At 69.8% G+C, this 22,012-nt stretch carries 21 protein-coding genes and 1 riboswitch; of the genes, 9 read left to right on the forward strand and 12 right to left on the reverse strand.

Annotated features, from left to right (window positions below):
- Positions 1–25 precede the first annotated feature (25 nt).
- From DEI83_RS06995 to gcvT, 4 genes are all read right to left on the reverse strand, one after another.
- Positions 26–1,660, reverse strand: coding sequence for an ABC transporter substrate-binding protein (locus DEI83_RS06995; RefSeq protein ID WP_181431112.1), 1,635 nt, complete (start codon positions 1,658–1,660; stop codon positions 26–28).
- A 374-nt stretch (positions 1,661–2,034) separates the two neighbouring features.
- The gene (gcvP, locus tag DEI83_RS07000) at positions 2,035–4,974 is read right to left on the reverse strand and encodes an aminomethyl-transferring glycine dehydrogenase (protein ID WP_111081055.1); all 2,940 of its coding nucleotides are present in this window, start codon (positions 4,972–4,974) and stop codon (positions 2,035–2,037) included.
- The gene (gcvH, locus tag DEI83_RS07005) at positions 4,971–5,348 is read right to left on the reverse strand and encodes a glycine cleavage system protein GcvH (RefSeq protein ID WP_110903296.1); all 378 of its coding nucleotides are present in this window, start codon (positions 5,346–5,348) and stop codon (positions 4,971–4,973) included. The genes gcvP and gcvH overlap by 4 nt, the downstream gene beginning before the upstream one ends.
- A 4-nt stretch (positions 5,349–5,352) precedes the next feature.
- Positions 5,353–6,468 carry a glycine cleavage system aminomethyltransferase GcvT gene (gene gcvT, locus DEI83_RS07010; protein WP_111081056.1) on the reverse strand — a complete coding sequence of 372 codons (1,116 nt, stop codon included), beginning with the start codon at positions 6,466–6,468 and terminating at the stop codon, positions 5,353–5,355.
- 176 nt (positions 6,469–6,644) lie between these two features.
- Positions 6,645–6,764: riboswitch (glycine riboswitch) on the reverse strand.
- Between the two features lie 164 nt (positions 6,765–6,928).
- Here gcvT and DEI83_RS07015 point away from each other — a divergent pair.
- The 4 genes from DEI83_RS07015 (at position 6,929) to DEI83_RS07030 (ending at position 8,886) form a co-directional block, all read left to right on the forward strand.
- Complete coding sequence (locus DEI83_RS07015; RefSeq protein ID WP_111081057.1) at positions 6,929–7,315, forward strand: BlaI/MecI/CopY family transcriptional regulator; 387 nt, start codon at positions 6,929–6,931, stop codon at positions 7,313–7,315.
- A 13-nt stretch (positions 7,316–7,328) separates the two neighbouring features.
- On the forward strand, positions 7,329–8,066 hold the full coding sequence (locus DEI83_RS07020) for a M56 family metallopeptidase (RefSeq protein ID WP_181431113.1): 738 nt from the start codon (positions 7,329–7,331) through the stop codon (positions 8,064–8,066).
- A gap of 80 nt (positions 8,067–8,146) precedes the next feature.
- The gene (locus DEI83_RS07025) at positions 8,147–8,629 is read left to right on the forward strand and encodes an FBP domain-containing protein (protein WP_181431114.1); all 483 of its coding nucleotides are present in this window, start codon (positions 8,147–8,149) and stop codon (positions 8,627–8,629) included.
- A complete protein-coding gene (locus DEI83_RS07030) occupies positions 8,626–8,886 on the forward strand; it encodes a hypothetical protein (RefSeq protein ID WP_111081060.1) in 261 nt (86 codons plus the stop codon). Before DEI83_RS07025 ends, DEI83_RS07030 begins: the two co-directional genes overlap by 4 nt.
- 12 nt (positions 8,887–8,898) lie before the next feature.
- Here DEI83_RS07030 and DEI83_RS07035 read toward each other — a convergent pair whose 3' ends face one another.
- Entirely contained in the window at positions 8,899–9,783 is an 885-nt protein-coding gene (locus DEI83_RS07035; RefSeq protein ID WP_111081061.1) for a LysR substrate-binding domain-containing protein, read from the reverse strand.
- A gap of 68 nt (positions 9,784–9,851) precedes the next feature.
- Here DEI83_RS07035 and DEI83_RS07040 point away from each other — a divergent pair, with 68 nt between their 5' ends.
- The 3 genes from DEI83_RS07040 (at position 9,852) to DEI83_RS07050 (ending at position 11,585) form a co-directional block, all read left to right on the forward strand.
- On the forward strand, positions 9,852–10,334 hold the full coding sequence (locus DEI83_RS07040) for a GNAT family N-acetyltransferase (protein WP_111081062.1): 483 nt from the start codon (positions 9,852–9,854) through the stop codon (positions 10,332–10,334).
- A 70-nt stretch (positions 10,335–10,404) separates the two neighbouring features.
- On the forward strand, positions 10,405–11,304 hold the full coding sequence (locus DEI83_RS07045) for an SDR family oxidoreductase (protein WP_111081063.1): 900 nt from the start codon (positions 10,405–10,407) through the stop codon (positions 11,302–11,304).
- Positions 11,305–11,378: 74 nt separating this feature from the next.
- Positions 11,379–11,585 (forward strand): hypothetical protein, encoded by a 207-nt coding sequence (locus DEI83_RS07050; RefSeq protein ID WP_111081064.1) that lies wholly within the window; start codon positions 11,379–11,381, stop codon positions 11,583–11,585.
- A 90-nt stretch (positions 11,586–11,675) separates the two neighbouring features.
- Here DEI83_RS07050 and DEI83_RS07055 read toward each other — a convergent pair whose 3' ends face one another.
- A complete protein-coding gene (locus DEI83_RS07055) occupies positions 11,676–12,863 on the reverse strand; it encodes a MalY/PatB family protein (protein ID WP_258371089.1) in 1,188 nt (395 codons plus the stop codon).
- Between the two features lie 136 nt (positions 12,864–12,999).
- Between DEI83_RS07055 and DEI83_RS07060 the strand changes: the two genes are divergently transcribed.
- Positions 13,000–13,776 carry an isocitrate lyase/phosphoenolpyruvate mutase family protein gene (locus DEI83_RS07060; protein WP_111081066.1) on the forward strand — a complete coding sequence of 259 codons (777 nt, stop codon included), beginning with the start codon at positions 13,000–13,002 and terminating at the stop codon, positions 13,774–13,776.
- A gap of 80 nt (positions 13,777–13,856) precedes the next feature.
- Here the strand turns inward: DEI83_RS07060 and DEI83_RS07065 are convergent, their stop codons facing one another.
- Complete coding sequence (locus DEI83_RS07065) at positions 13,857–15,695, reverse strand: amidase family protein (protein ID WP_258371090.1); 1,839 nt, start codon at positions 15,693–15,695, stop codon at positions 13,857–13,859.
- Between the two features lie 62 nt (positions 15,696–15,757).
- Positions 15,758–16,585, reverse strand: coding sequence for a cohesin domain-containing protein (locus tag DEI83_RS15685; protein ID WP_146243262.1), 828 nt, complete (start codon positions 16,583–16,585; stop codon positions 15,758–15,760).
- 393 nt (positions 16,586–16,978) lie between these two features.
- On the opposite strand from DEI83_RS15685, the gene DEI83_RS07075 reads away from it, so the two are divergent.
- A complete protein-coding gene (locus tag DEI83_RS07075; RefSeq protein ID WP_111081069.1) occupies positions 16,979–17,266 on the forward strand; it encodes a hypothetical protein in 288 nt (95 codons plus the stop codon).
- A gap of 68 nt (positions 17,267–17,334) precedes the next feature.
- Here DEI83_RS07075 and DEI83_RS07080 read toward each other — a convergent pair whose 3' ends face one another.
- From DEI83_RS07080 to DEI83_RS07095, 4 genes are all read right to left on the reverse strand, one after another.
- The gene (locus DEI83_RS07080) at positions 17,335–17,667 is read right to left on the reverse strand and encodes a hypothetical protein (protein WP_111081070.1); all 333 of its coding nucleotides are present in this window, start codon (positions 17,665–17,667) and stop codon (positions 17,335–17,337) included.
- A 224-nt stretch (positions 17,668–17,891) separates the two neighbouring features.
- A complete protein-coding gene (locus DEI83_RS07085) occupies positions 17,892–18,137 on the reverse strand; it encodes a hypothetical protein (RefSeq protein ID WP_111081071.1) in 246 nt (81 codons plus the stop codon).
- A 362-nt stretch (positions 18,138–18,499) separates the two neighbouring features.
- A complete protein-coding gene (locus DEI83_RS07090) occupies positions 18,500–20,917 on the reverse strand; it encodes a hypothetical protein (protein WP_146243263.1) in 2,418 nt (805 codons plus the stop codon).
- Positions 20,918–21,024: 107 nt separating this feature from the next.
- Positions 21,025–21,621 carry a GntR family transcriptional regulator gene (locus tag DEI83_RS07095; protein WP_111081073.1) on the reverse strand — a complete coding sequence of 199 codons (597 nt, stop codon included), beginning with the start codon at positions 21,619–21,621 and terminating at the stop codon, positions 21,025–21,027.
- Positions 21,622–22,012: the final 391 nt, after the last annotated feature.

Genomic DNA, 22,012 nt, shown 5'->3' on the forward strand with positions numbered 1-22,012 from the left:
GATGGGTCCTCTGAGAGGACCGGTGTTACTTGGTGACCTCGATGTCGTAGTACAGCGGCACCGAGTCCCAGCCGAACTTGACGTTCTTGACGTTGTCAGCAGCCCACACGCCGGTCACGTTGGAGTACCAGAGCGGGATCTCGGGGAGGTCCCGGAACAGCAGCTCCTGCGCCTGGTCGAAGTACTTGTTGCCCTCTTCGACGGTCGAGGCCGAGCGGCCCTTGTCGAGCAGCTCGTTGAACTCGGCCGAGTCGTAGCGCGAGTAGTTGTTCGACGAGCCCTCACCCATGGTCGGGCCGAGGAAGTTGTACAGCGACGGGTAGTCGGCCTGCCAACCGGTGCGGCTTCCGCCCGTGAGCTTGTCGTCCGTCTGGAGCGCGAGCGCCTCGGCGAAGGTCGGGAGCGCGTTGCCCTCGGCCTTGATGCCCAGCGTGTTCGAGATCGAGTTGGTGACCGCGGTCACCCACGCCTCGTGCCCGCCGTCGGCGTTGTACGAGATGGTGAGGGTGTCGTCGTACTTCGAGATCTCGTCGGCCTGGGCCCAGAGCTTCTTGGCCTCGGCCTTGTCGTACTTCAGGACGTCAGAGCCCTCGAGGTCGTCCGACCATCCGTCGATGACCGGCGAGGTGAAGTCCTTGGCCGGGGTGCGGGTGCCCTGGAAGATCTTGTCGGTGATCTGCTTGCGGTTGATCGACATCGAGATCGCCTCGCGGCGGAGCTTGCCCTCTTCACCCTTCCAGTGGTCGAGGTAGTAGGGCAGGTAGATCGCCTGGAAGATCGCGGCGGCCTGGTTGACGTTCGAGTCGGGGAAGTCCGACTTGTAGGTCGAGAACGCGGCGTCCGGCACGGCGTCGAGGACGTCGAGGTTGCCGCCCTGTGCGTCGGAGTACGCGGTGTCCTGCGAGCTGTAGAACGTGATCGTGAGACCACCGTTCTTCGGCTTGCGCTTGCCCTGGTAGTCCTCGTTCGCGACGAGCTTGATGTCCTGGTTGTGCGTCCAGGCGCCTTCGCCGTCGAGCTTGTACGGGCCGTTGCCGATCGGGTTCTCACCGAACGCCTTGGGGTCGTCGTAGAACGCCGAGGGGAGCGGCACGAAGGCGTTGTAGCCGAGCGACAGCGGGAAGTCCGACTGGGCCGACTTGAGCGTGACGGTGAACTCGTCGTCGTCGACGACCTTCAGGCCGGTGAGCTCGGAGTCCTTCTCGGCGTCGTAGCCCTCGATGTTCTCGAAGAAGTAGCTCGCGCCCTGCGCGTTCGACTTCTGCGCTGCCCAGTTCCACGCCTTCGTGAAGGACTCGGCGGTGATCTCCTCACCGTTGGTGAACTTCCACCCGGTGTTGATCGTGATGTCGAAGGTCTTGGAGTCGTCGGTCGAGACGTCCTTGGCCAGTTCCTTGACGGGCTTGCCGTCGGCGTCGTACGTGAACAGACCATCGAACAGCGACGTGATGATCTTGCCGCCACCGGTCTCGGTGGTGTTCGACGGGATGAGCGGGTTCTGCGGCTCGCTGCCGTTGGTGGTGACGATGCCGTTCGCGTTCGTGGAGCCCGAGCCGGAGCCCGAGTCACTTCCGCCACCGTTGCCGGAGCAGCCGGTCAGGGCGAGTGCTGTGGCCCCGAGCACGGCGAGGGCAGAGAGCCCAGCGCGCTTCTTGATCAAGAGTTCCTCCTGGTGCATGGGACGCGCCGGGCACAGAGGTCCCTCCCGCCGCGTTTGACTCCTGAACTGTAGGCAGTGCTGACAGGCCCGTCCAAACCCAGCGCGCATCGGTTACACGCCCGAAACCAAGTTGCACGATCGTTGCGGCAAAGTGCAACATCCGCGCGTCCCTCGTCATCCCGCGCTCGATCTGTTGCGTTTGCATCGAGGTCCGTGCATCGTCCAGGTGACGTTCCGATGAACCACAGGTGCCGTCGCGGTCGGCTCGTGTTCGGAGCGCTCCACCCGTCCTCACGGTACCGCACCCACGACGGACGGGAGGCCCGTGGCATGGTCGCCACGGGCCTCCCGTCCGTCGTCGCCGTCGTTGACGACTACGCGAACGCCTCGATCGGCGGGCAGGCGCAGACGAGGTTCCGGTCGCCGTACGCCTGGTCGATCCGGCGCACCGGCGGCCAGTACTTCCGCCCGGCCTGCCCGGCCGACGGGTACACCGCCTGCTCACGCGTGTAGGCGTGCTGCCACTCGCCCGTGATCACCGACGCGGCGGTGTGCGGCGCGTTGACGAGCGGGTTGTCCTCGGCCGGCCACTCACCGCGGGCGACCGCGTCGGCCTCCGCGCGGATGGCGAGCATCGCGTCGACGAACCGGTCGAGCTCGGCGAGGTCCTCGCTCTCGGTCGGTTCGACCATGAGCGTGCCCGCGACCGGGAACGACATCGTCGGAGCGTGGAACCCGTGGTCGATGAGCCGCTTGGCGACGTCGTCCACCGTGATGCCTGTCGCCTCTCGCAGGGGACGGAGGTCGAGGATGCACTCGTGCGCGACCAGGCCGGACTCCCCCGTGTAGAGGACCGGGAACGCCTCGCGCAGTCGTGCCGCCAGGTAGTTCGCGCCGAGCACGGCGACCTCGGTGGCGCGGGTGAGCCCCTCGACGCCCATCATCCGCACGTAGGTCCAGGTGATCGGCAGGATGCTCGGGCTGCCGTAGGGCGCGGCCGAGACCGGTCCGCCGGCGTGGGCGAGACGGTCGCCGTCGGCGTTCGCGTCCGCGCCGGTGCGACGGTCGGCGTCCTGTGCCATCGGGTGCCCGGGCAGGAACGGTGCCAGGTGCGCCTTGGCCGCGACCGGCCCGACGCCCGGGCCACCACCGCCGTGCGGGATGCAGAACGTCTTGTGCAGGTTGAGGTGCGAGACGTCCCCGCCGAAGTCCCCGAAGCGGGCGTGCCCGAGGAGCGCGTTGAGGTTCGCACCGTCGACGTACACCTGACCGCCGGCGTCGTGCACGGCGGCGCAGATCTCGGTGATGTCGTGCTCGTACACGCCGTGCGTCGACGGGTAGGTGATCATGAGCGCGGCGAGCTGCTCGGCGTGCTGGGCCGTCTTCGCGCGCAGGTCGTCGAGGTCGACGTTGCCGTCCTCGTCGCACGCCACGACGACGACCCGCATGCCCGCGAGGACCGCCGATGCAGCGTTCGTCCCGTGCGCGCTCGACGGGATGAGGCAGACCGTGCGTGCTTCGTCCCCGCGCGAGCGGTGGTACCCACGGATCGCCAGGAGTCCGGCGAGCTCGCCCTGGCTGCCGGCGTTCGGCTGGACCGAGACGGTGTCGTACCCGGTGACCTCGGCGAGCCAGGTCTCGAGGTCACCGATCATGTCGAGGTAGCCCTGCACGTCCTCACGCGGGGCGAACGGGTGCAGCCGGGCGAACTCCGGCCAGGTGACGGCGGCCATCTCGGTCGCCGCGTTGAGCTTCATCGTGCAGCTGCCGAGCGGGATCATGCCCCGGTCGAGCGCGTAGTCCTTGTCGGACAGGTGCTTGAGGTACCGCATCATCCGGGTCTCGCTGCGGTGGGCGCTGAACACCGGGTGGGTGAGGAACGCACTCGCACGCTCGAGACCGGCCGGGAGGCCCGGGACAGCGTCGCGCACGGCGGTCTCGGTCGCCGGGACGGTCGCGTCGGTCGCGCCGAACACCGCGGCGAGGGCGACGAGGTCCTCCGGCGTGGTGGTCTCGTCGACGGACAGCTGCAGGGTGTCGGCGTCCACCAGGTGGAGCAGGTACCCGGCGTCGTGCGCGGCGGCGACGACGGACTCCGCACGCCCGACGAACCGGAGGGTCAGGGTGTCGAAGAACCCGTCGTGCACGAGGTCGGCACCGGCGGCACGGGCGACCTCGGCGAGCGCCGTCGTCGTCCGGGCGACCCGGTGCGCGGTGAAGCGCAGGCCCTCGGGCCCGTGGTAGACCGCGTACATCGAGGCCATGACGGCGAGGAGCACCTGCGCGGTGCAGATGTTGCTCGTCGCCTTCTCCCGCCGGATGTGCTGCTCGCGGGTCTGCAGGCTGAGCCGGTAGGCCATGCTGCCGTCGGCGTCGAAGGAGACCCCGACGAGTCGGCCGGGCAGCTGGCGCTCGAGGCCCGCTCGGACGGCGAGGTACCCGGCGTGCGGGCCGCCGAAGCCGAGCGGGACGCCGAAGCGCTGGCTGGTCCCGACCGCGACGTCGGCCCCGAGGTCGCCGGGGCTCGCGAGCAGCGTCATCGCGAGCAGGTCGGCCGCGACGACGGCGATGCCGCCTCCGGCGTGGACGCGCTCGATGGTCCGGCTCGGGTCGACGATCCGACCGGAGGCACCGGGGTACTGCAGGACCACGCCGAACGCGCCGTCGAGCTGCTCGTCGGTGGGACCGTCGGCAGCGTCGAAGCCGCGCAGGGTGATGCCGACGGCTTCGGCACGGTGCCCGAGGAGCGCCGCGGTCTGCGGCAGGAGGTCGGCGTCCACGAGGAACGCGTCGCCCTGCACCTTGGAGGCACGTCGGGCGAGGAGCATCCCCTCGACCACGGCCGTGCCCTCGTCGAGCATCGAGGCGCCCGCGGTGGCCATGCCGGTGAGGTCGGAGACCATCGTCTGGAAGTTGATGAGGGCTTCGAGGCGTCCCTGCGAGATCTCGGGCTGGTACGGCGTGTAGGCCGTGTACCAGCTCGGGTTCTCGAGGACGTTCCGCTGGATGACGGCTGGCGTGTGCGTGTCGGAGTACCCCAGGCCGATCATGGCGCGGCGGACGGTGTTGCGCCCGGCGACGCCACGCAGCTCGGCGAGCGCCTCGGTCTCCCCCACCGCGGCCGGCACGGAGGAGTGCGCGATCGGGGCGGCGTGGATCGACTCGGGCACGGCGGCGCGGACGAGGGCGTCGAGGGACGGCTGCCCGACGACGTCGAGCATGGCCTGCTGCTCGGCCGAGGTCGTCCCGATGTGACGGTCGGCGAAGGTGGTCTGCAGGTTCGTCGACGTGGTGAGGTCCTGGTCCGCGGTCATGCGATCGAGGCCCGGTACGTGTCGTGGTCCATGAGGTCCTCGGGGAAGGAGGTCCCGTCGACCTTGAGCTTGACGAGCCAGCCGGCGCCGAACGGGTCCTGGTTGACGGTGTCCGGGGTGGCGACGACGGCGTCGTTGACCTCGACGACCTCGCCCTCGATCGGGGCGAAGAGCTCGCCGACGCTCTTGGTGGACTCGATCTCGCCGAGCTGCTCGCCGGCGGTCGTGGTGGTGCCCACGGCGGGGAGCTCGACGTAGACCACGTCACCGAGCTGCTCGGCCGCGTGGTCGGTGATGCCGACGGTGACGACGTCGCCCTCGACGAGGATCCACTCGTGGTCCTTGGTGTACTGCAGTGCGGTCTGGTCGGTCATGGGATCAGCCTTTCGAGGCGCGGCGGTAGAAGGGGAGGGCGGTGACGGTTCCGGGGATGGCGGTACCGCGGACGTCGATGTGGAGGACCTGTCCCCCGTCGGCGCAGTCGGGGTCGACGAACGCCATCGCGACCGGGTGACCGAGCGTCGGCGAGAGGGCGCCGGAGGTCACGGTGCCGACGACCGCTCCGTCGCGCAGGACGTCGTACCCCGCACGGGCAGCGCGGCGTCCTTCCATCACGATGCCGACGAGCACGCGGGCGTCGGGGGCGGGCTGCACGCCGGCGTCGCCGACGAAGGAGCCCGAGGTGGCGACGACGCGGCCGAGCCCGGCCTGCGCCGGGCGGACCGAGGTGTCGAGCTCGTGGCCGTAGAGCGGCATGCCTGCTTCGAGACGGAGGGTGTCGCGCGCCGCGAGTCCGGCGGGCACGACCCCACGCTCGGCTCCGGCGTCGAGCAGGGCGTCCCAGATCACCGTGGCGACCTCGGTGTCGCTGTACAGCTCGAAGCCGTCCTCGCCGGTGTACCCGGTGCGGGCGATGAGGACCTCGCTGCCGTCGAACAGTGCGTGGAGCACGCGGTAGTAGCGGAGTTCGTCGAGCGGGGTCTCCGGCTGCAGCCGGTCGGCGACGACGAGGGCGTCGAGCGTACCCGCCGCGGCCGGCCCCTGGATCGCGACGAGGGCCGTCCGGTCGGAGTCGTCCGTCACGAGGACGTCGTGGCCGGCGGCGCGCTCCTGCATGGCCCGGACGGCGACGTCCCGGTTGCCGGCGTTCGCGACGACGAGGAAGACGTCGTCACCGGTGCGGTAGACGACGAGGTCGTCGAGGATCCCGCCGTCCGCGGTCAGGAGCAACGAGTACTTCGCGCGACCGACCGGCATCGCGCCGAACGACCCGGCGAGCGCAGCGTCGAGGTACGCCACGGCCTCGGGCCCCTGCACACCGATCTCGGCCATGTGCGAGAGGTCGAAGACACCCGCGGCCTGGCGCACGGCGTGGTGTTCGGCGAGGTCGGACGAGTACCGGACCGGCATGCGGTGCCCGGCGAAGTCGGTGAACGTGGCACCGGCGGCCTCGTGCGCGGCCTCGAGCGGCGACGAGCGCAGCGGTTCTGACATGACGGAGTTCTCCTGGCATCGGCAGGGCCCGACGACGCTCGTCGGGTGGGAACTCCCCCTCTGTCATGGGCCTGAGAGTTTCACCGCGGCCCGCGAGGTCCGTCGGCTTTCACCGTGGGCGAGGCGGACCGCCGCGGGATGCGCCCACGTCGATCGCGTCTGCTTTTCAGAGTGGCCTGTCCGCTGCGGTGTTGGACCTGAGAGATTGGCGGGGAGCTTGCTCCTTCGGTGCCCGGGACCGGTGACGAGCATCGCTGGTGCTCGTCGGTCCGGTCGGGCTCTCCCGCGGCGGGTGGTCGGCCGTCGTGTTCTGTTGTCCGGCGAGCATACCGAGCCCGCGTTACGGGCATGTGTCGTGGCGCAGCGTCCGGCGCCTGCCCCGGGGCGGCGAGGACGACCGCCTGCCCCAGGCCGGTGAGGACCCCGCCGTCCGCCCTTCGACATCACGTAGAGTGACGACGTGGCTGGACAGCGATCGCGCCCCCGTGGGCAGCTCGAGCAGGCGGTGCTCGACACGCTCTGGTCCGCCGACGCCTCGGCGGGCGACGGGCTCACCGCCCGCCAGGTCCTCGATGCCTTCGCCGAACCCCGGCCGGCGCTGACGACGGTCCTCACCGTGCTCGACCGGCTCGGCCGCAAGGGTGCCGTCCTCCGCGAAGAACACGCCGATGCTCCGCTGACGTTCCGGGCAGCGCACTCGCGCGAGGACCACACCGCGTCGCTGATGTCGAACGCGCTGGCCGCCGCCTCCGACCGTGAGGCCGCGCTCCTCCAGTTCACCGGTTCGCTCGCGTCCGGGGACCTCGAGGTCCTCCGCCGCGCGATCGACTCCCGAACGCGCTCCTGACCGGTCCGGCCCCGTGGTCGTCACCGGCGTCTGCCTGGTCGTGCTCGCCCTCGTCGTGGTCGCGTTCGTCCCACGCGTGCTCACGAGGTCCGGCTGGACGATCGACCGTCCACGGACCGCCATCGTGGCGTGGCAGGCCGCGGTGGTCGTCGGGATCGTCGGCTTCGTCGTCGGCATCGCCCTGGTCGTCCTCGCGGGTCGCCCGCTCGGTGACCCCTTCGGCATCGGGGACTCCCCGAGTCACGGGCTGAACGTCGGTGTCGCCGTCCTCGCGGTCATCGCGTTCGCCGTCGCGGTCCGCGTCCGGCCCGGTCCCGAGCACGAGGCCGTGCGCGAGGCGATCCGCACCGGTGCCGCCGGGCACCGCGAGGTCGACGGCACGCTCGTCGCCGTCCTGCAGGCCGACACCGCGCTGGCCTGCGCGGTGCCCGGCCGCTCCGGCGGTGTCCTCGTCAGCAGCGGCCTGGCGGACCGGCTGCGCACCGACGAGCTCGAGGCGGTGGTCGCGCACGAGCGCGCCCACCTCCGGCAGCACCACGCGTCCGTCGTCGGGTTCGCCGAGTCGGTCGAGCGGGCGGTCCCGTGGGTGCCGGGCGCGCGCGCGATGGCCCGCTCGACACGGGTCCTCGTGGAGTTCGCCGCCGACGACGCCGCCGCTCGTCGCGTCGGCCGTGACGCGCTCCGCCGGGCGGTCCTGGTGGCGGACGGGACGGGTGCACTCGGCGCGGTCCGGGCCTCCAGACTGTCCTGAAGCGGCCGGGAGGCCCGCTCTGCGTCCGCCTGTCGGCGCACGGGGCTAGCCTGGTCGGGTCCGCCACCGCGAGGGGAACCGTGAAGCCGCTCACCGAATCCGACATCCGATCGTCCTTCGTCAACGCGACGCCCGACGAGCTCGCCCAGCTCCCGATCCCGGGGCTGCACGAGACGTTGTGGAACGAGCGCGAGTACCTCGGCTGGCGCGACCCGCAGGCAGCCCGACGCGGCTACATGGTGTCGTGGATGGACGGCAAGCCCGTCGGCATCGTCGTCCGGGCCGCGGGCGGCTCGCTCCGTCCGGGCATCGCGGCGATGTGCTCGTTCTGCCACTCCCCCCAGCCGGCGACGCAGGTGCGCCTGTTCTCCGCGGCCCGCGCGGGTGAGGCCGGCCGGAACGGCAACACGATCGGCTCGTACATCTGCGAGGACCTCGGCTGCTCGATGCTCATCCGCACGGCACCGCCGCACCTCAACCCGCCGGCGACCATCGCGATGCGGTCCGAGTCGCTGCTCGCGCGGCTGCACAACTTCACGGCCGACATCATGAAGACGGCGTGACCGCGGACCGCTTCCGCACCGCACGGTGGGCCGTCGTCGAGGAGCTCGGCGACGGCCGCTGGCGTCTCACGATCCGGGACGAGGCCGACGACGAGCTCGGTGCGTTCGGCCTCGGCGTCGAGGGACCGTGGGACCCCGATGTCGAACCCCACGTGGCGTTCGTGCTCGTGCAGCTCGGGCTCGCGCTGACCGGCGCCCGGCCGTGGCGCGAGGACGAGCTCGGCGACCAGCGCGCCCCGGTCCTGCCACTCCGCTGACGTCGCTCCGGGTCAGTCCGCGGCGGCGAAGTTGCGGAGGACCTCCCGGTCGTCGTCCGCGCGCGATGCCCAGACGAGCTCACTGCGGTGCGGGCTGCCCTCGAGCGGCAGGAGCACCACCGTGTCCGGTGCCGCGAGCGCCGCGCTCTCCGGTAGCACCGTCACCCCGAGGCCGACGCCGACCAGGTGCAGCACGGTCGCCCAGGTCGTGGCTTCCTGCACGATGACGGGTCGTCGACCACCGGACGCCACGGGGGCGGTGTTCCGCTCCGTGGCGAGTGCGCCGGCCTCGGCGGGGAAGAACACGAACGGGTCGTCGAGCAGTTCCGGTCCTCGGATGCTCGTCCGTTCGGCGAACCGATGGTCACGCGGCACCGCGGCCACGAACGGCTCGCTCCGGAACCGGGTGAACCGCACGCCGTCGACCGGGTCCGGGTCGCGCACCACGGCGAGGTCGAGCTCACCGCGTTGGACGGCAGCCACGAGACGGGAGGAGAAGCCCTCGGTGAGCTCGACGCGCACGAGGGGGAAGCGCTCCCGGAACCGTTGCACGCGTTCGATCGGACCGAGTGGCAGTGCCGAGACGACGAACCCCACGTCCAGGCGGCCGGCCTCGCCTCGCCCGACCCGCACGGTCTCGTCGAGGTCCCGTCGGGCCTGCGCCAGGAGGGACCGCGCCCGCCCCTGCAGCACCCGGCCGGCGGGCGTGAGGGCGACACTCCGCGAGGTGCGCGCGAACAGCTCCACGCCGAGGGCGACCTCGACCCGGCGGATGAGCTGCGACAGCGCGGGCTGCGCGATCCCAAGGTCGACGGCCGCCCGACGGAAGTGCAGTTCGTCGGCGAGCGCCAGGAAGGCCCGGAGTTGGCGGAGGTCGACCTCAGGAGCGCGTTCCATACATCGATGCTATCGATCCGATCGAACGAGTATTGGACGTGTCTGGTTCGTCGAACCAGGATGGAGGCATGCCCGCCACCACCCAGGTCGTCATCGACGACATGTCCTCCGCCGCCGACGCCGCCGCGTTCCGGTCCCTCAACGAGCGCTGGATCACGACGTTCTTCACGCTCGAGGACGAGGACCGTCGGCTCCTCGGCGACCCCGTCCAGCACATCGTCGAGCCCGGCGGCGTCGTCCTCGTCGCCCGTCTCGGCACCGCCGTGGTCGGCTGCGTCGGGCTGGCCCCGCACGGTGCCGACGCGTTCGAACTCGTGAAGATGGCCGTTGACCCGGACCACCAGGGACACGGCACCGGACGCCGGCTCATCCGCGCCGCGGTGGACCGCGCTCGGGAGCTCGGCGCCCGCCGGGTGCTCCTCGAGACGAACAGCGCACTCGCGAGCGCCGTGCACCTGTACGAGACGACCGGGTTCCGCCACCTCGGAGCCGACGAGCACCCGCCGAGCCCGTACGTCCGGGCGGACGTGGCGATGGCGCTCGACCTCTGACGCAGGCGACGCAGGCCGGAGCGCGCACCGGTCGACGGGCCTCCCGGCCGGTCCGCGTACGGTCCTCGGCATGCCCCGTGACCAGTACGAGTACAGCGACCCGACGACCCGGTACCCGAACACCAGCCCGGAACCGCAGCAGCAGCCCGAGCCGGGCCTGGAGTCGCGGATGGACCCGAAGCCGGACCACGGCGAGGACTCCTACCGGGGCACCGGGCGTCTCACCGGGCGTCGTGCGCTGATCACCGGCGCCGACTCCGGCATCGGCGCGGCCGTCGCGATCGCCTACGCCCGAGAAGGCGCCGACATCGCCCTCGCCTACCTGCCCGACGAGGAGGAGGACGCGCAGCGGATCGTCGCCCTCGTCGAGGCCGCCGGTCGCACGGCCGTCACGATCCCCGGTGACCTCACCGCCCCGAACTACCCCGCGGCCCTCGTGGAACGGGCCGTCGCGGAACTCGGCGGACTCGACGCCATCGTCAGCTGCGCCGGCAAGCAGCACTGGCGCGCCGAGGTCACCGACATCCCCGACGACCAGCTCGTCGACACCTTCACCGTCAACGTGCTCTCGCTCTTCCGGCTCGTGCAGGCGGCGCTCCCCCACCTCGAGCCGGGCTCGACGATCATCACCACCGCGTCGATGGAGGCCTACCAGCCCGCTCCGGACCGGCTCGACTACGCGGCGTCGAAGGCGGCCGTCAACAACTTCTCGAAGGGGCTCGCGCAGCAGCTCATCCCGCGCGGCATCCGCGTCAACGTCGTCGCCCCGGGGCCGACCTGGTCGGTGCTCCAGGTGTCCGCCGGGGTCGACCCCGAGACGCTGCCGGACTTCGGGTCGAGCGAGTCCCCGATGGGACGCCCGGGACAGCCCGCCGAACTCGCACCCGCGTACGTGTTCCTGGCGTCGCACGAGTCGAGCTTCGTCGTCGGCGAGACGCTCAACGTGAACGGCGGCATGGTCACGCCGTGACCGTTCCCACCCGCTGACCGACCGGGGCGCTCCTGTCCTGGTCGGTCCGGTGGTGCCGTTGCTACGCTTCGGGCATGGCGACGCACGAGGTCCAGGCCGTCCGTGAGCAGGGCATGTGGCAGGTGTTCATCGACGGGTTCCCCGTGACCGAGGTCCGTCGGTGGCCGTCGGTCGCCTTCGTGGCCCGTGAATGGATCTCCCTCACCGACCAGGTGCCCTCGCGCCAGGTCGACCTGCACGTGACCGTCATCGGACGCAACCACTTCGCGCCCGTCGCCTGAGCACGGGTCACTCCGCGGCGGCCACCAACTGCTGCGCTCGTCCGCGCGCTTCACGGTACGGGCAGCGCAGGCTCCCGACGGTCGTCTCCGTCAGGCGACGTGCCAGACGACCCCCTCCTGCGCACTGGACGGGTACGCAGCAGCGATGCGGAACACCGCCTCGCGCAGCGTCTCCGGCGAGCACGCCAGGTTGATCCGGGCGAAGCCCCTCCCCTGCGCGCCGAAGGGCAGCCCGGAGTTGAGCGCCACGAACGCGTGCTCCCGGAGCTGCACCGCCGGGTCGTCGCCGAGCCCGAGCCCCCGGAAGTCGAGCCAGGCCAGGTACCCGGCTCGGGGTCGCGCGTAGACGACGCCGGGCAGGTGCTCGGCGAGGAGCTTCGCCAGCAGCCGGTCGTTCGCGACGATGCGGTCGATGACGTCGTCGAGCCACCCGACGGCCAGGCTGAAGGCCGCGACGTTCGCGTGCAGCCCGAGGATGCTCGTCCGACAGGCCACCTCTTCCCACAGCGTGTCGAGGAGCTCGGCGGTGCGGGCGTCCCCGGCGACGATGACCGAGCACTTCACGCCGGCGAGGTTCCAGCCCTTGCTCGCGCTCGTCACGCAGACGCTGCGCGCACCGGCGGGCTCGGCGACCGTCGCGAACGGCGTGAACTGCACGCCCGGGTGCGTCAGCGGCGCGTGGATCTCGTCGCTGATCACGAGCACGTCGTACCGCGCGGCGAGTTCGGCGAGCGCCACGAGGTCCGCTCGGTCGTGCACGAGCCCGATCGGGTTGTGCGGGTTGCAGAGCAGGAACACGCGGACCCCGTCGGCGAACGCCCGCTCGAGCCCGTCGAGGTCGAGGCGGTAGACGCCCCACCGCTCAGTGAGGGGTACCTCCTCGACCTGACATCGGGCCTCCTCGACGAGTTCGAAGAACGGCGGGTACACCGGCGGCGCGATCGCCACGCGCCCACCGTCCGGCAACGCGAGCCGGAGCGTCTCCACGATCCCGACGCTGACGTCCGTCGCGAGGTACACGCGCTCCGGGGCGACGTCCCAGCCCCAGCGGTCGCGGGCGAACCCGGCGAACGCCGGCGCGAGCGGCCCCGGCCCGTCCAGGTACCCGAGGTCCGACTGCTGCACCCGCTCGACGAGGGCCTGCCGGATCTCCGGCGCGACCTCGTGGTCCATCTCGGCGACGAACAGGGGCAGCACGTCGGGCGCGTACCGCGTCCACTTGATGCTCGTGCGGACCCCACGGAGCGTGCCGACCGGGTCCTGTTCGTCGCTCGCCATGCCTTCCAGCATGCCCCGCCGGGAGGCCCGGTGCGACTCGGTCCGTCATCCTGCGTCGTCTGCGTCCGCGTCCCAGGCCGAGTCTCGACTGAGCGCCTGCGCACCGGACGGCAGCCATCCGCCTACTGTCGGCGGCATGACCACGAGCACCGCCGAGAAGGCGACGACCCTCAAGTCCCTGCACGAAGCCCCGCAGATCCTCCGCGTCGTGAACGTCTGGGACGCGATCAGCGCCAAGACGGTCGCGGCCCTGCCCGAGACGCGCGCGATCGCGACCGCCGGCCACTCCATCGCCGCCTCGTACGGGTACGCGGACGGCGGCATGCCGCTCGACCTCGCCCTCGCCGGGGCGAAGACCGTCGTCGACGCTGTCGACCTGCCGGTGACCGCCGACCTCGACGACGGGTACGAGGACCCGGCCGAGACGATCCGCCGCGCGATCGGCCTCGGCATCGTCGGCGCGAACGTCGAGGACCGCCTCCGCCCGTTCGACGAGTCCGTCGCCCGCGTCGCCGCGATCATGAAGGCCGCCGAGCAGGAGGGTGTCGACTTCCAGCTGAACGCCCGCACCGACGCCATCGCCCGCGGCGGCGACCGCCCGATCGCGGAGAGCATCGCGGACGCCATCGCCCGCGGCAAGGCGTTCCTCGACGTGGGTGCACCGCTCGTGTTCGTGCCGGGCGGGCACCAGCGCGAGGTCGTCGAACAGCTCGTCGAGGGCCTCGGCCACGGAAAGCTCAGCGTCATCGGCCTGCCGGGCGCGCTGCCCGCGTCGGAGTACGAGGCGCTCGGCGTCGCCCGCATCTCCTACGGCCCGCTCACGCAGCGCGTCGCCCTGCGGGCACTCCGCGACCTCGCCGCGGACCTCTACCTCGGTGGCGTCGTGCCGGAGGACACCCCGACGCTCAACTGAACCGACGACGGACGCAAGGCCCGGGCACCAGCTGGTGCCCGGGCCTCCCGTCCGTCCACGGCCGCGGCCGCGGCAGTGACCTACCCGAGTGCCGGGTACAGCGCCGGACTGGTGCGGGCGTGGGTCGCCTGCTCGAACCCGTAACCGAGGCCGATGACGGTGCCCTCGTCGTAGGAGCGGCCGAGGAACTCGAGGTTCACGCCCGCCCCGGTGATCGTGGCGTCCGCCGCGGTGGCCTGTCCCATCGGGACGGTCACGGCCGGCATGCCGGTGTTCGGGCTGAGGCGCATGTTCGTGCCCTGCGTGCCGTACGGGGTGCCCGACGGGTAGACGAGCGCGTCGAGGTCCTGCGCGTCCATCATCCCGGTGACGACCTGCTTGCCGGTCGCGATCTGCGTGCTGTGCGAGCCCTCCGGTCCCGCCCAGGCCTGGTACTGCGCCTCGGTGATCGCGTTGCGCTGCTGGTACGTGCCCTTCCGGCTGGGCACGTACTTCCCCGAGTCCAGGATGCCCTGCAGGGAGCGCGCGGTGACGTCCGGGTCGAGGTGCTTCGCCACGTACTGGTCCAGGTCGTGCTTGAACTCGTTCGTGCTGCCGCTGCCCTCGCTGAGCACCCGGTTGAACTCGGGCGTCGCGGTGATCGGCACGACGGTCGCACCCTGGGCCTCCAGGGTGGCCCGGGCCTCGGCGAAGAGCCGCGCGGTGGTGCGGTTCGTGCCGACCATCGACGTGACGTAGCCGATCCGCTTGCCGTGCAGGGCCGTCGGGTCGAGGAACTGCGTGTACGAGGTCGGGACCTTGCCCGCCTGGCCCTGCGTGACCGGGTCGGCGGCGTCGATGCCGGTGACGGCGTCGAGCGCCACGGCGGCGTCGGTGACCGAGCGGGCGAGCGGGCCACCGGTGTCCTGGGACAGCGCGAGCGGGATGATGCCGTCGCGGCTCGCGAGACCGACCGTCGGGCGGATGCCGACGAGCTGGTTGTACGACGACGGGACGCGGATCGAGCCACCGGTGTCGGTGCCGAACCCGATGCCCGCCAGGTTCGCCGCGATCGCCGCGCCCGTGCCGCCGCTCGACCCGCCGGCGGTCTGCGTCGTGACGTACGGGCTCGCGACGAGGAGAGACGAGCCCGCCGGCTGGTTCGAGGAGAACTCGGACACGAAGCCGAAGGCGAACTCGTCGAGGCTCGCCTTGGCGAGGACGACCGCCCCCGCCTCGCGGAGGCCGGCGACCATGGCCGCGTCGGTCGTGGTCTGGTTGTCGTCCCAGCAGCCGCAGCCGCCGGTGGTCGGCATGTCCTTCGTGTCGTAGTTGTCCTTGAGCGCGATCGGGACGCCGAGGAGCATGCTCGTCATCCCGTGTGCGGCACGCTCGGCATCGGCGGCCTTCGCGGCGGCGATCGCCCCGGCGTTGGTCGTGACGATCGAGTTGAGCGGCCGCCCGCCCGCCCCGGTGTCCGTGGTGGTCCGGTCGTAGGCGGCGATGCGGTCGAGGTAGTCCTGGGTGATCTCGGCTGAGGTCGTGACGCCCGCGTTCATGGCGGCCTGCATGTCGAGCGTCGACGCCTCGACGAGCGTGAACGGTCCGTCGTCGTAGATCATGCGCTGGGACGACGTGGCGACGTCCTGCAACGTGATCGTGCCGTCAGTGTCGCTGTCCGCGGCTGAGACGGCGGACCAGTCCGGGTCCGTCGAGGTCGCACCGAGGTGGTCGGACAGGACGGCGAGGTCGGCGGTCGTGACCTGGTCGTCGCCGGTCAGGTCGAGCGCTGTGTAGTACGGCGCGAGCATCGCCGCGGGGCTCGTGTCGACCGCGGCCGGCGCGGCGCTCGCGGCGAGGGACGGGGTCGCGACGACGGCGGTGCCGACGAGGGCCAGGAGCGCGGCTCCGGCGACGGTGGTGCGACGACGGCGGGTCACGGGGGTTCCTCCGGGGGTTCGGGTCGAGCTGGCGTCGGTCGTCCGGGTGCGGTCGGTGGCGGTCATCGCGCGTCCTCCGCCCGGGCACGGGAGGCACGGCGACGGGCGACGACGAGGCCTGCTCCGGCGAGCAGCAGGACGACGCTGGCGGCGACCCAGGGTGTGAGGTCGGCACCGGTCCAGGCGAGGGCACCGCCAGCGGGCGCCGACGAGGTGTCGGTCACCGGATCGACGGACCCGCCGGTTCCCGTGCCGGTCCCGCTCCCGCTCCCGCTCCCGGTTCCACCGGCACCGCCCGGTGCGGCGGTGGGGGCCGCCGTCGGGACGCTGGTGGGCCCGGCGGTCGGAGTCGGGCTCGGCGTCGGGACCGCTGTGATCGTGATCGTCGTCGAGGTCGGGTCGGTCAGGGTGGTGGTGCTGCCGTCGGTGGCGACCAGGGTGACGCTCGTGACGGCGAGGTCGACCGTGGCGGGGCTCGTCGCGGTCAGGTCGAACGAGGCGGCCAGGTCACCGGACACCGCGGGCGAGGTGCCGAGGCGGGTGTGCAGGAGCGTGACGGTGTCGCCGTCCTGCTCGACCGAGTCGAACCCGCCGTCCGGGCCGGTCGCGCTGCCGTCGACGACCTCGACGGCGTCGGCGTCCGCCGCGACGTCGATCTGGTAGGCGAAGACATCGGACGTGGCGGGCAGGGTCAGGGCGACGTCGATGGTGTCACCGACCGTCACCGCGGCCGGTGCGGTGATCGTGGCCGTGGTGGCGGCCGGGGCCGCGGCGGCCGGTGACGCGGCGAGGACGGCGAGTCCGATGCCTCCCGCGGTGATGACGGCCGTGCGGAGTGTGGTGGTCAGGCGGGTGGTCGTGCGGGAGCGGAGCCGAGTGCGGTGCTGCATCCGTGCGGGTCCTTCGTCGGGGTTCGGGCTGAACGCTTGCTCAGTGCTCGAACCGTAACGACGGGGTGTTTCGCGCTCAGGCCCGGTCGGTTTCCCACGTGTTACGCGTTGCGAGTGCGACCGGCAGGGCCGGGAGCTGACCGCACGAGTGGACAGACGGGCTTGGGCGGAGTACAGTTCCTAGTTGGTGCATTGCAGCGAACCCATCTGACTCGCGCACACCGACCGTCTCGAACCGATCCCCCTGGATCGCATTCCAGCGAGACCACCGCTCCCCGACTGGCGAGCATGCACGTCGAGTGTCGACGTGCGCGTCCGTGCTCCTGCGGCCGACGAGACCATCGAGTCCGTCCGGCCCCGCGCGACGCCGAACGACTGAAGAAAGACAGCACCATGACCACGAACGAACACACCACAATCACCGGGACCGCCATCGCGGCTCCCACCGTCACCCCCGACCGCATCGCCGAGTTCCCCGTGCGTGACGACCGCTCGCAGCGCGAGTACCTCGTGCGCCTGCCGGCCGACGACCTCGGCCTCTTCCTCACCCCCGGCGCCCGCGTCGCGGTCGAGGGCGAAGCGGGCTGGGTCGTCCCCGGCCGCTCCTGGCGCGGCGAAGCCAGCCGCACGATCCTCCAGGCGCGGGCCGTGCACGCGCCGGAACTGGCGCTGGCCGCCTGACCCCGAGGTCGGGCGCCCCGACGCTCGGACACGAGACGCCGTCCCGTCGGGGCGGCGTCTCGTCGTGGCTAGTCGTCCTCGGCGGCTCCGACGAACCGCCGTCGGCCGTCCGCGTTCACCGGGCGTTGATCGCCGCACTGCTCGGCGGCGTCCCGGAGTCGGCGGATGAACGACGGGTCCTCCGGCTCGAGCTGGTCGTCCGGCGCCTCCCGCACGACGAGTTCGCTCGCCGGACCGACGAGCATCGTGGTCCGTTCCAGTGCTCCGTCGTCCCCGATGGACGGTACGGCGATGGTGTCCGTCCGGGTGTTCGCCCCGAGGACCGCCGCGTAGTCCGCGACCGCGTCCGCGATGAGGTCCCCCGTCAGGACGTCAGTGCCGTCGTAGTGGATGTACTTCACGATCCGACCTCCCAGACACCGACGGTAGGCACCGGGGTGCTCCGGGTGGCACAGGATCGGGTCGGAGGCGCGGGCAGTGGACAACGCAGCGCTCGGTGCACGTCCGGAACAGCCGTCGGGCAGCGGATCCCGGCGCTGATCGCGGCGCGGCTGGGTCGCCTCTGTCGGTCTCCCCTGGTGGAGCTTCCCGATCGGGGGCTCAGTCGTCGAAGCGGAAGTCCGCCTCAAGGCCGGGCATGCCCGCCCAGGACCTGGTCCGTCGTGGCGATGCCGCCGAACGGGTACTGCACCCAGTGCTCCCGGTCGCCCGACTCGAACAGCTCGATCGCCCGGGAACGGCAGTGCTGTTCATCGTTCCGCGCACCGCCGGGCGCGATGCCGAGCGCGTCGCGCAGTCCCGCCGTCTCCACGACCGCCGACGCCCCTGCTCCGCTCGACACCTCCCACGTGGCGACGCCGGACGTGAGCACGAACCGGCGTCCCGGTCGTCCTACGACCCGGAAATACCGCGTCTCCGATGCGGGTGACGGAGAAGGTGATGTCATCGCAGGTCCCGACCGAGCTGGGGGCCCTGGGAGTACCCGAACAATCGGCTCCCCTCCATGTCGTGGTACCGGCTCGGTCCGAACCGGTCGACCCCTGCGGGGCACGGTGGTCAGTTGTTGAAGCGGAACGTTCGGCACGGGTGGATCGATACCTGTTAGCGATGGCAGGCCTGCGGCTCAGCGGAAGCAACATAGTCGCGACTCAGGAGACGCAGTCCGCATCCATGCTTGCGACGGACTAGATCCGGACTGCGACCCCGAGGCCGGGCGTTGATCCGCGCTGCGGATCAAGCGGTGATCTGTACCACCGCGTTCGTAGCGATCCACCGCCGAGTCTGGTTCCACGCCTCCTGGACGTCCGCGACGCGTGGGAACCTCGATGCTCCAATCTGGCCGTAGTAGAGCAGTTCATCGCGAAGGGCACGCTGCTCCTCGACACCAAGCTGCTGAACGCGCAACCACCGCAGTCCGAAGTTTAAGAAGACGGCGAACGTGTGCGGGGAGTTGCGCCGGTCGTCCTTCATGATTGCGCGCAACAGGGTGAAAGCCTCCTGGGCCCACCCATGTGCATCCGGTGAGTCAGCTTTGGTAACGGCCTTCTTAAGGATCAGCATGGCCCAAGCGGTATCCACTTGGATGTCGTCCGGCGCGAGGGACCTTGCGGAGCCGAGGAAATTCTCGGCAGGCACAAGGGAGCCGTAGTCGGTTTCGAAACTGCCACGCTGGAGCCAGAAATGCGGATCTTCTGCAAGCCACTCTTCAGCTGTTCCATAGATCCGCTGAACTGCCGCGTTATCCCCTAGCAGACCCTTCAAATTCTCATGGCCAACCAGACGAACGAGAAGACGACCGTAGCGAGTGTTTCTGATATTTGCCTTGTCGTAATGCCCAGCAACAAGGAACAAAAGGTCTTCGATCCAATGCTCCAGTAACCCCTCGGCTCTAAAGTAATCTATCGCCGACTCGGCGATCACCCGGTGCCGTGCCTGATACCGGGAGCCCGTCGCAATCAGTAGCTTCGAGGCCTCAAGTTGCTGCAAACCATTGATTGCATCATTCGGCTCAAAGCTTCGCCCAGTCGCGTAAAGGACGTCTCCTCGCGTCAAGCTTCGATTGTCAGCCCAAGCGGCAGCGCAGATGATCCCATAGATTGAAAGAGCCGCACCAGTCAGTGACCTGCATTCCTCGGCTACACGAATGTGGAACCGCTCTCCGGACGTGGCTTCGATCAATGTCACAAGCAGCTGACGGTCGTCCCGCTTCGTGATTTGCAGCACACGTTCCTGAGGACTCAACGAAAGAAGCGCTCCGAGTCGATTTGCCCTGCTCAACTCGCCGATAAGGGCTTCGGCATCGTCGTCTGTAAGGCGCGACAATTCGAGCGTGTCGGCGAGCCCCAGCCGATCCGCGTAGCGGAGCTGAGTGAACCTAGCACTCCTAGCAGCGACAACGACGACAAGCGTCTCGTCGATTTTCTGTAGGTCCCGGAGGAGCTTGATCGCATGATCCGCAAAACGGTCGATATCGTCAATGAAGACGTATTCGGGCACATCCGCTCGAACCTCGTCCTTGATTTGCGACACCTGCGCTTCCGTCTCGCGGCCAAGCCAGAGAACCTTGTTTCCCCGCGCCGCCATGATGGCAGCGGCCTTCATCAAAGCAGTTGTCTTCCCCGAACCTGCGCTTCCAACGACCGCTACCGACCCGCCAGTCTGCCGATCGATCATCGACACAAGTTCGCTGTCAGCAACGAAGGTGGCAGCGAACCCGTCTACGACGTCCCCCCACTGCGGCGAGCTTCCTAGAAGGTAGTCCGGCTTCCCCGCGTCTGCTTCGCGCACGAGTGTGGATACGTCGTTGAGGGCTCGTTCGCTCGTGAGGATCTCTTGGGCCCTCCTTGCTGTCAATAGTCGCCCTGCAACCGGCGCAATCTCCGCGTCGAAGAACTCCTGCTCCTTCGCGGCGATATGCACGAAGTTGAGGCGCTCCAGCAAAGCCTTACGGCCAGGATCAAGCCGAGGAGACACGAGCCACGACCGAGGTCGCAATTCTTTGTTGTTCCCCCTCTTACCACGCAGCTGAAGGTAATGCCACAACGGCGGCTCGTCGAGCACTGACCCGATGACAACCACGGGCCGAGAAGTGATGTCGGTGACAAACTCCTGATACCAGGTGTCAGCGCGAGCCGTTCGGTCCGCGAACTCCCACGGGCTAAACGTAAGGTTCGGGAAGTCGGCAAGCCGCCCGTTGACGTGAACCACGCCAAGACGGTCAGCGCTCAGAGTGCCCGGCTTTGACGTCAAAGCGGAGAGGATCTGGAGTCCAGCCCCTGCTGACTTCACGGCTACGGCTTCGTCGCCGTCGTCTACGTTCAACGTGTAGATGCGATGCCACGGAAGTGCATACCACGTCTCGTAACGAGGGGGGATCTCCTCGCGATCGACCTCAAAGTGGCGACGGAGCTGGTCGCCCAGCAACTTCGACGACTGGCGTAGCGCCTCGGCGTAAACGAGGTTGAGCGGGGTGTCCTCGTCGAAAGGCTCGTCGCCGAAGGCAATCGGCCAGATACTCTCGGCGAGTTCAGATCCGATGGGGAGTGGATCGCCGTACTGGTCCGTCAGGCCGCGAGAGAAGCCCGCTCCCGTCAGAAGGATCGCTTCTCCCCGCATGATGCGATTCACGATCGCAGCGCCGTCGCTCGACATGGCCCTCCCCCTTGAAGCTGGTATGTGGATCATAGGGGATGCATGAGAGACGTTCGCGCCGGGAGCCTGGTGCCTGGTGCCTCTGTGACCATTTCGGGTGCCAGCGCCTAGCAGTATCCGTGAGCGGCACCTCGTGCCATGCGCTCTGCAACCTGAGTTAAGCGGGACCAGTCGATGAGTACACCCTCTGCCACGGCATGGAACTGAGCGCGGAGCCTCAGCCCTCGCTCGGCGTCGCTAAGCAGAGGGTTGCCGAAGCTAGCAATCCACGTGCCTCGTAGATCAAGGAGAGCGCGGTACGCGGCAACGTCATGGGTCTGGAGTCCATCGATCAAGTCGCTTGCTAGGGCACGATCACGCTTCGAGAGCTCACCTCCTCGCCCCCCGTCACCATTTGCAGCGCAAGTACACAGCAGCTCCAGCACTTCGGCGGCGTGCGCGTGCTCGATCGCCGAGACGGTCGCCACGCGCGTGTATCGGTTCGCGGACGTCTCAACGAGACCAATGTCCTCGAGCCGCGCGAGGGCTTCCCGGATCGGAGTACGCGACATGCCCAACCATCCCGACAACTCAACGTCCAGCAAGCGTTCGGCAGGATGCAGCACGCCTTCGCGGATCGCTTCAAGGAGGGCATCGAAGGCGAGATCTCGAAGTAGGACTCGGCCCACGGGGCCATCATTCGATGTGACATTTGGTACTGGCATGCTCAAATGTTAGCAGAGTAGACGCGGTTACATCCCCCAGACTCGCGCGCTCTGCGGGATGCAGCACGGTTCCGATCAGCAACATGCTCCGGGGGGAGGGATACCCCCCCGGGTTGGCAAACTACGGCGCTCGTGCAGCGAGTGCCAGGCCCGACCGCTTCGCACCCACACCACGAGGGACGGCAAAGGGGCCCGAGTGGGCTTGCCACTCGGGCCCCTGCCTCCTAGGCCGTGGCCAGGCGCTCCTGACTGTGCCGCTCGTCCTGCTTAGGACAGAGCAAGGGACTGCTGCAGGTTTGGTTGACTCCTGACGGGTAGGAGCGTTGGCTCCTGCTGGAAGGATGTGCGCCATGGTGAAGGCGTATCCGGAAGAGTTCCGCCGTGACGTGAT

This window comes from Curtobacterium sp. MCBD17_021 (genome assembly GCF_003234525.1).
GTDB lineage: Bacteria > Actinomycetota > Actinomycetes > Actinomycetales > Microbacteriaceae > Curtobacterium.

Bases quoted from the DNA above. Each gene is read 5' to 3' on its own strand.
- gcvP (WP_111081055.1), bottom strand. From the start codon at position 4,974: ATGACCGCGGACCAGGACCTCACCACGTCGACGAACCTGCAGACCACC.
- gcvH (WP_110903296.1), bottom strand. From the start codon at position 5,348: ATGACCGACCAGACCGCACTGCAGTACACCAAGGACCACGAGTGGATC.
- gcvT (WP_111081056.1), bottom strand. From the start codon at position 6,468: ATGTCAGAACCGCTGCGCTCGTCGCCGCTCGAGGCCGCGCACGAGGCC.
- DEI83_RS07035 (WP_111081061.1), bottom strand. From the start codon at position 9,783: ATGGAACGCGCTCCTGAGGTCGACCTCCGCCAACTCCGGGCCTTCCTG.
- DEI83_RS07040 (WP_111081062.1), top strand. From the start codon at position 9,852: ATGCCCGCCACCACCCAGGTCGTCATCGACGACATGTCCTCCGCCGCC.
- DEI83_RS07045 (WP_111081063.1), top strand. From the start codon at position 10,405: ATGCCCCGTGACCAGTACGAGTACAGCGACCCGACGACCCGGTACCCG.
- DEI83_RS07050 (WP_111081064.1), top strand. From the start codon at position 11,379: ATGGCGACGCACGAGGTCCAGGCCGTCCGTGAGCAGGGCATGTGGCAG.
- DEI83_RS07055 (WP_258371089.1), bottom strand. From the start codon at position 12,863: ATGGCGAGCGACGAACAGGACCCGGTCGGCACGCTCCGTGGGGTCCGC.
- DEI83_RS07060 (WP_111081066.1), top strand. From the start codon at position 13,000: ATGACCACGAGCACCGCCGAGAAGGCGACGACCCTCAAGTCCCTGCAC.
- DEI83_RS15685 (WP_146243262.1), bottom strand. From the start codon at position 16,585: ATGCAGCACCGCACTCGGCTCCGCTCCCGCACGACCACCCGCCTGACC.
- DEI83_RS07075 (WP_111081069.1), top strand. From the start codon at position 16,979: ATGACCACGAACGAACACACCACAATCACCGGGACCGCCATCGCGGCT.
- DEI83_RS07090 (WP_146243263.1), bottom strand. From the start codon at position 20,917: ATGTCGAGCGACGGCGCTGCGATCGTGAATCGCATCATGCGGGGAGAA.
- DEI83_RS07095 (WP_111081073.1), bottom strand. From the start codon at position 21,621: ATGCCAGTACCAAATGTCACATCGAATGATGGCCCCGTGGGCCGAGTC.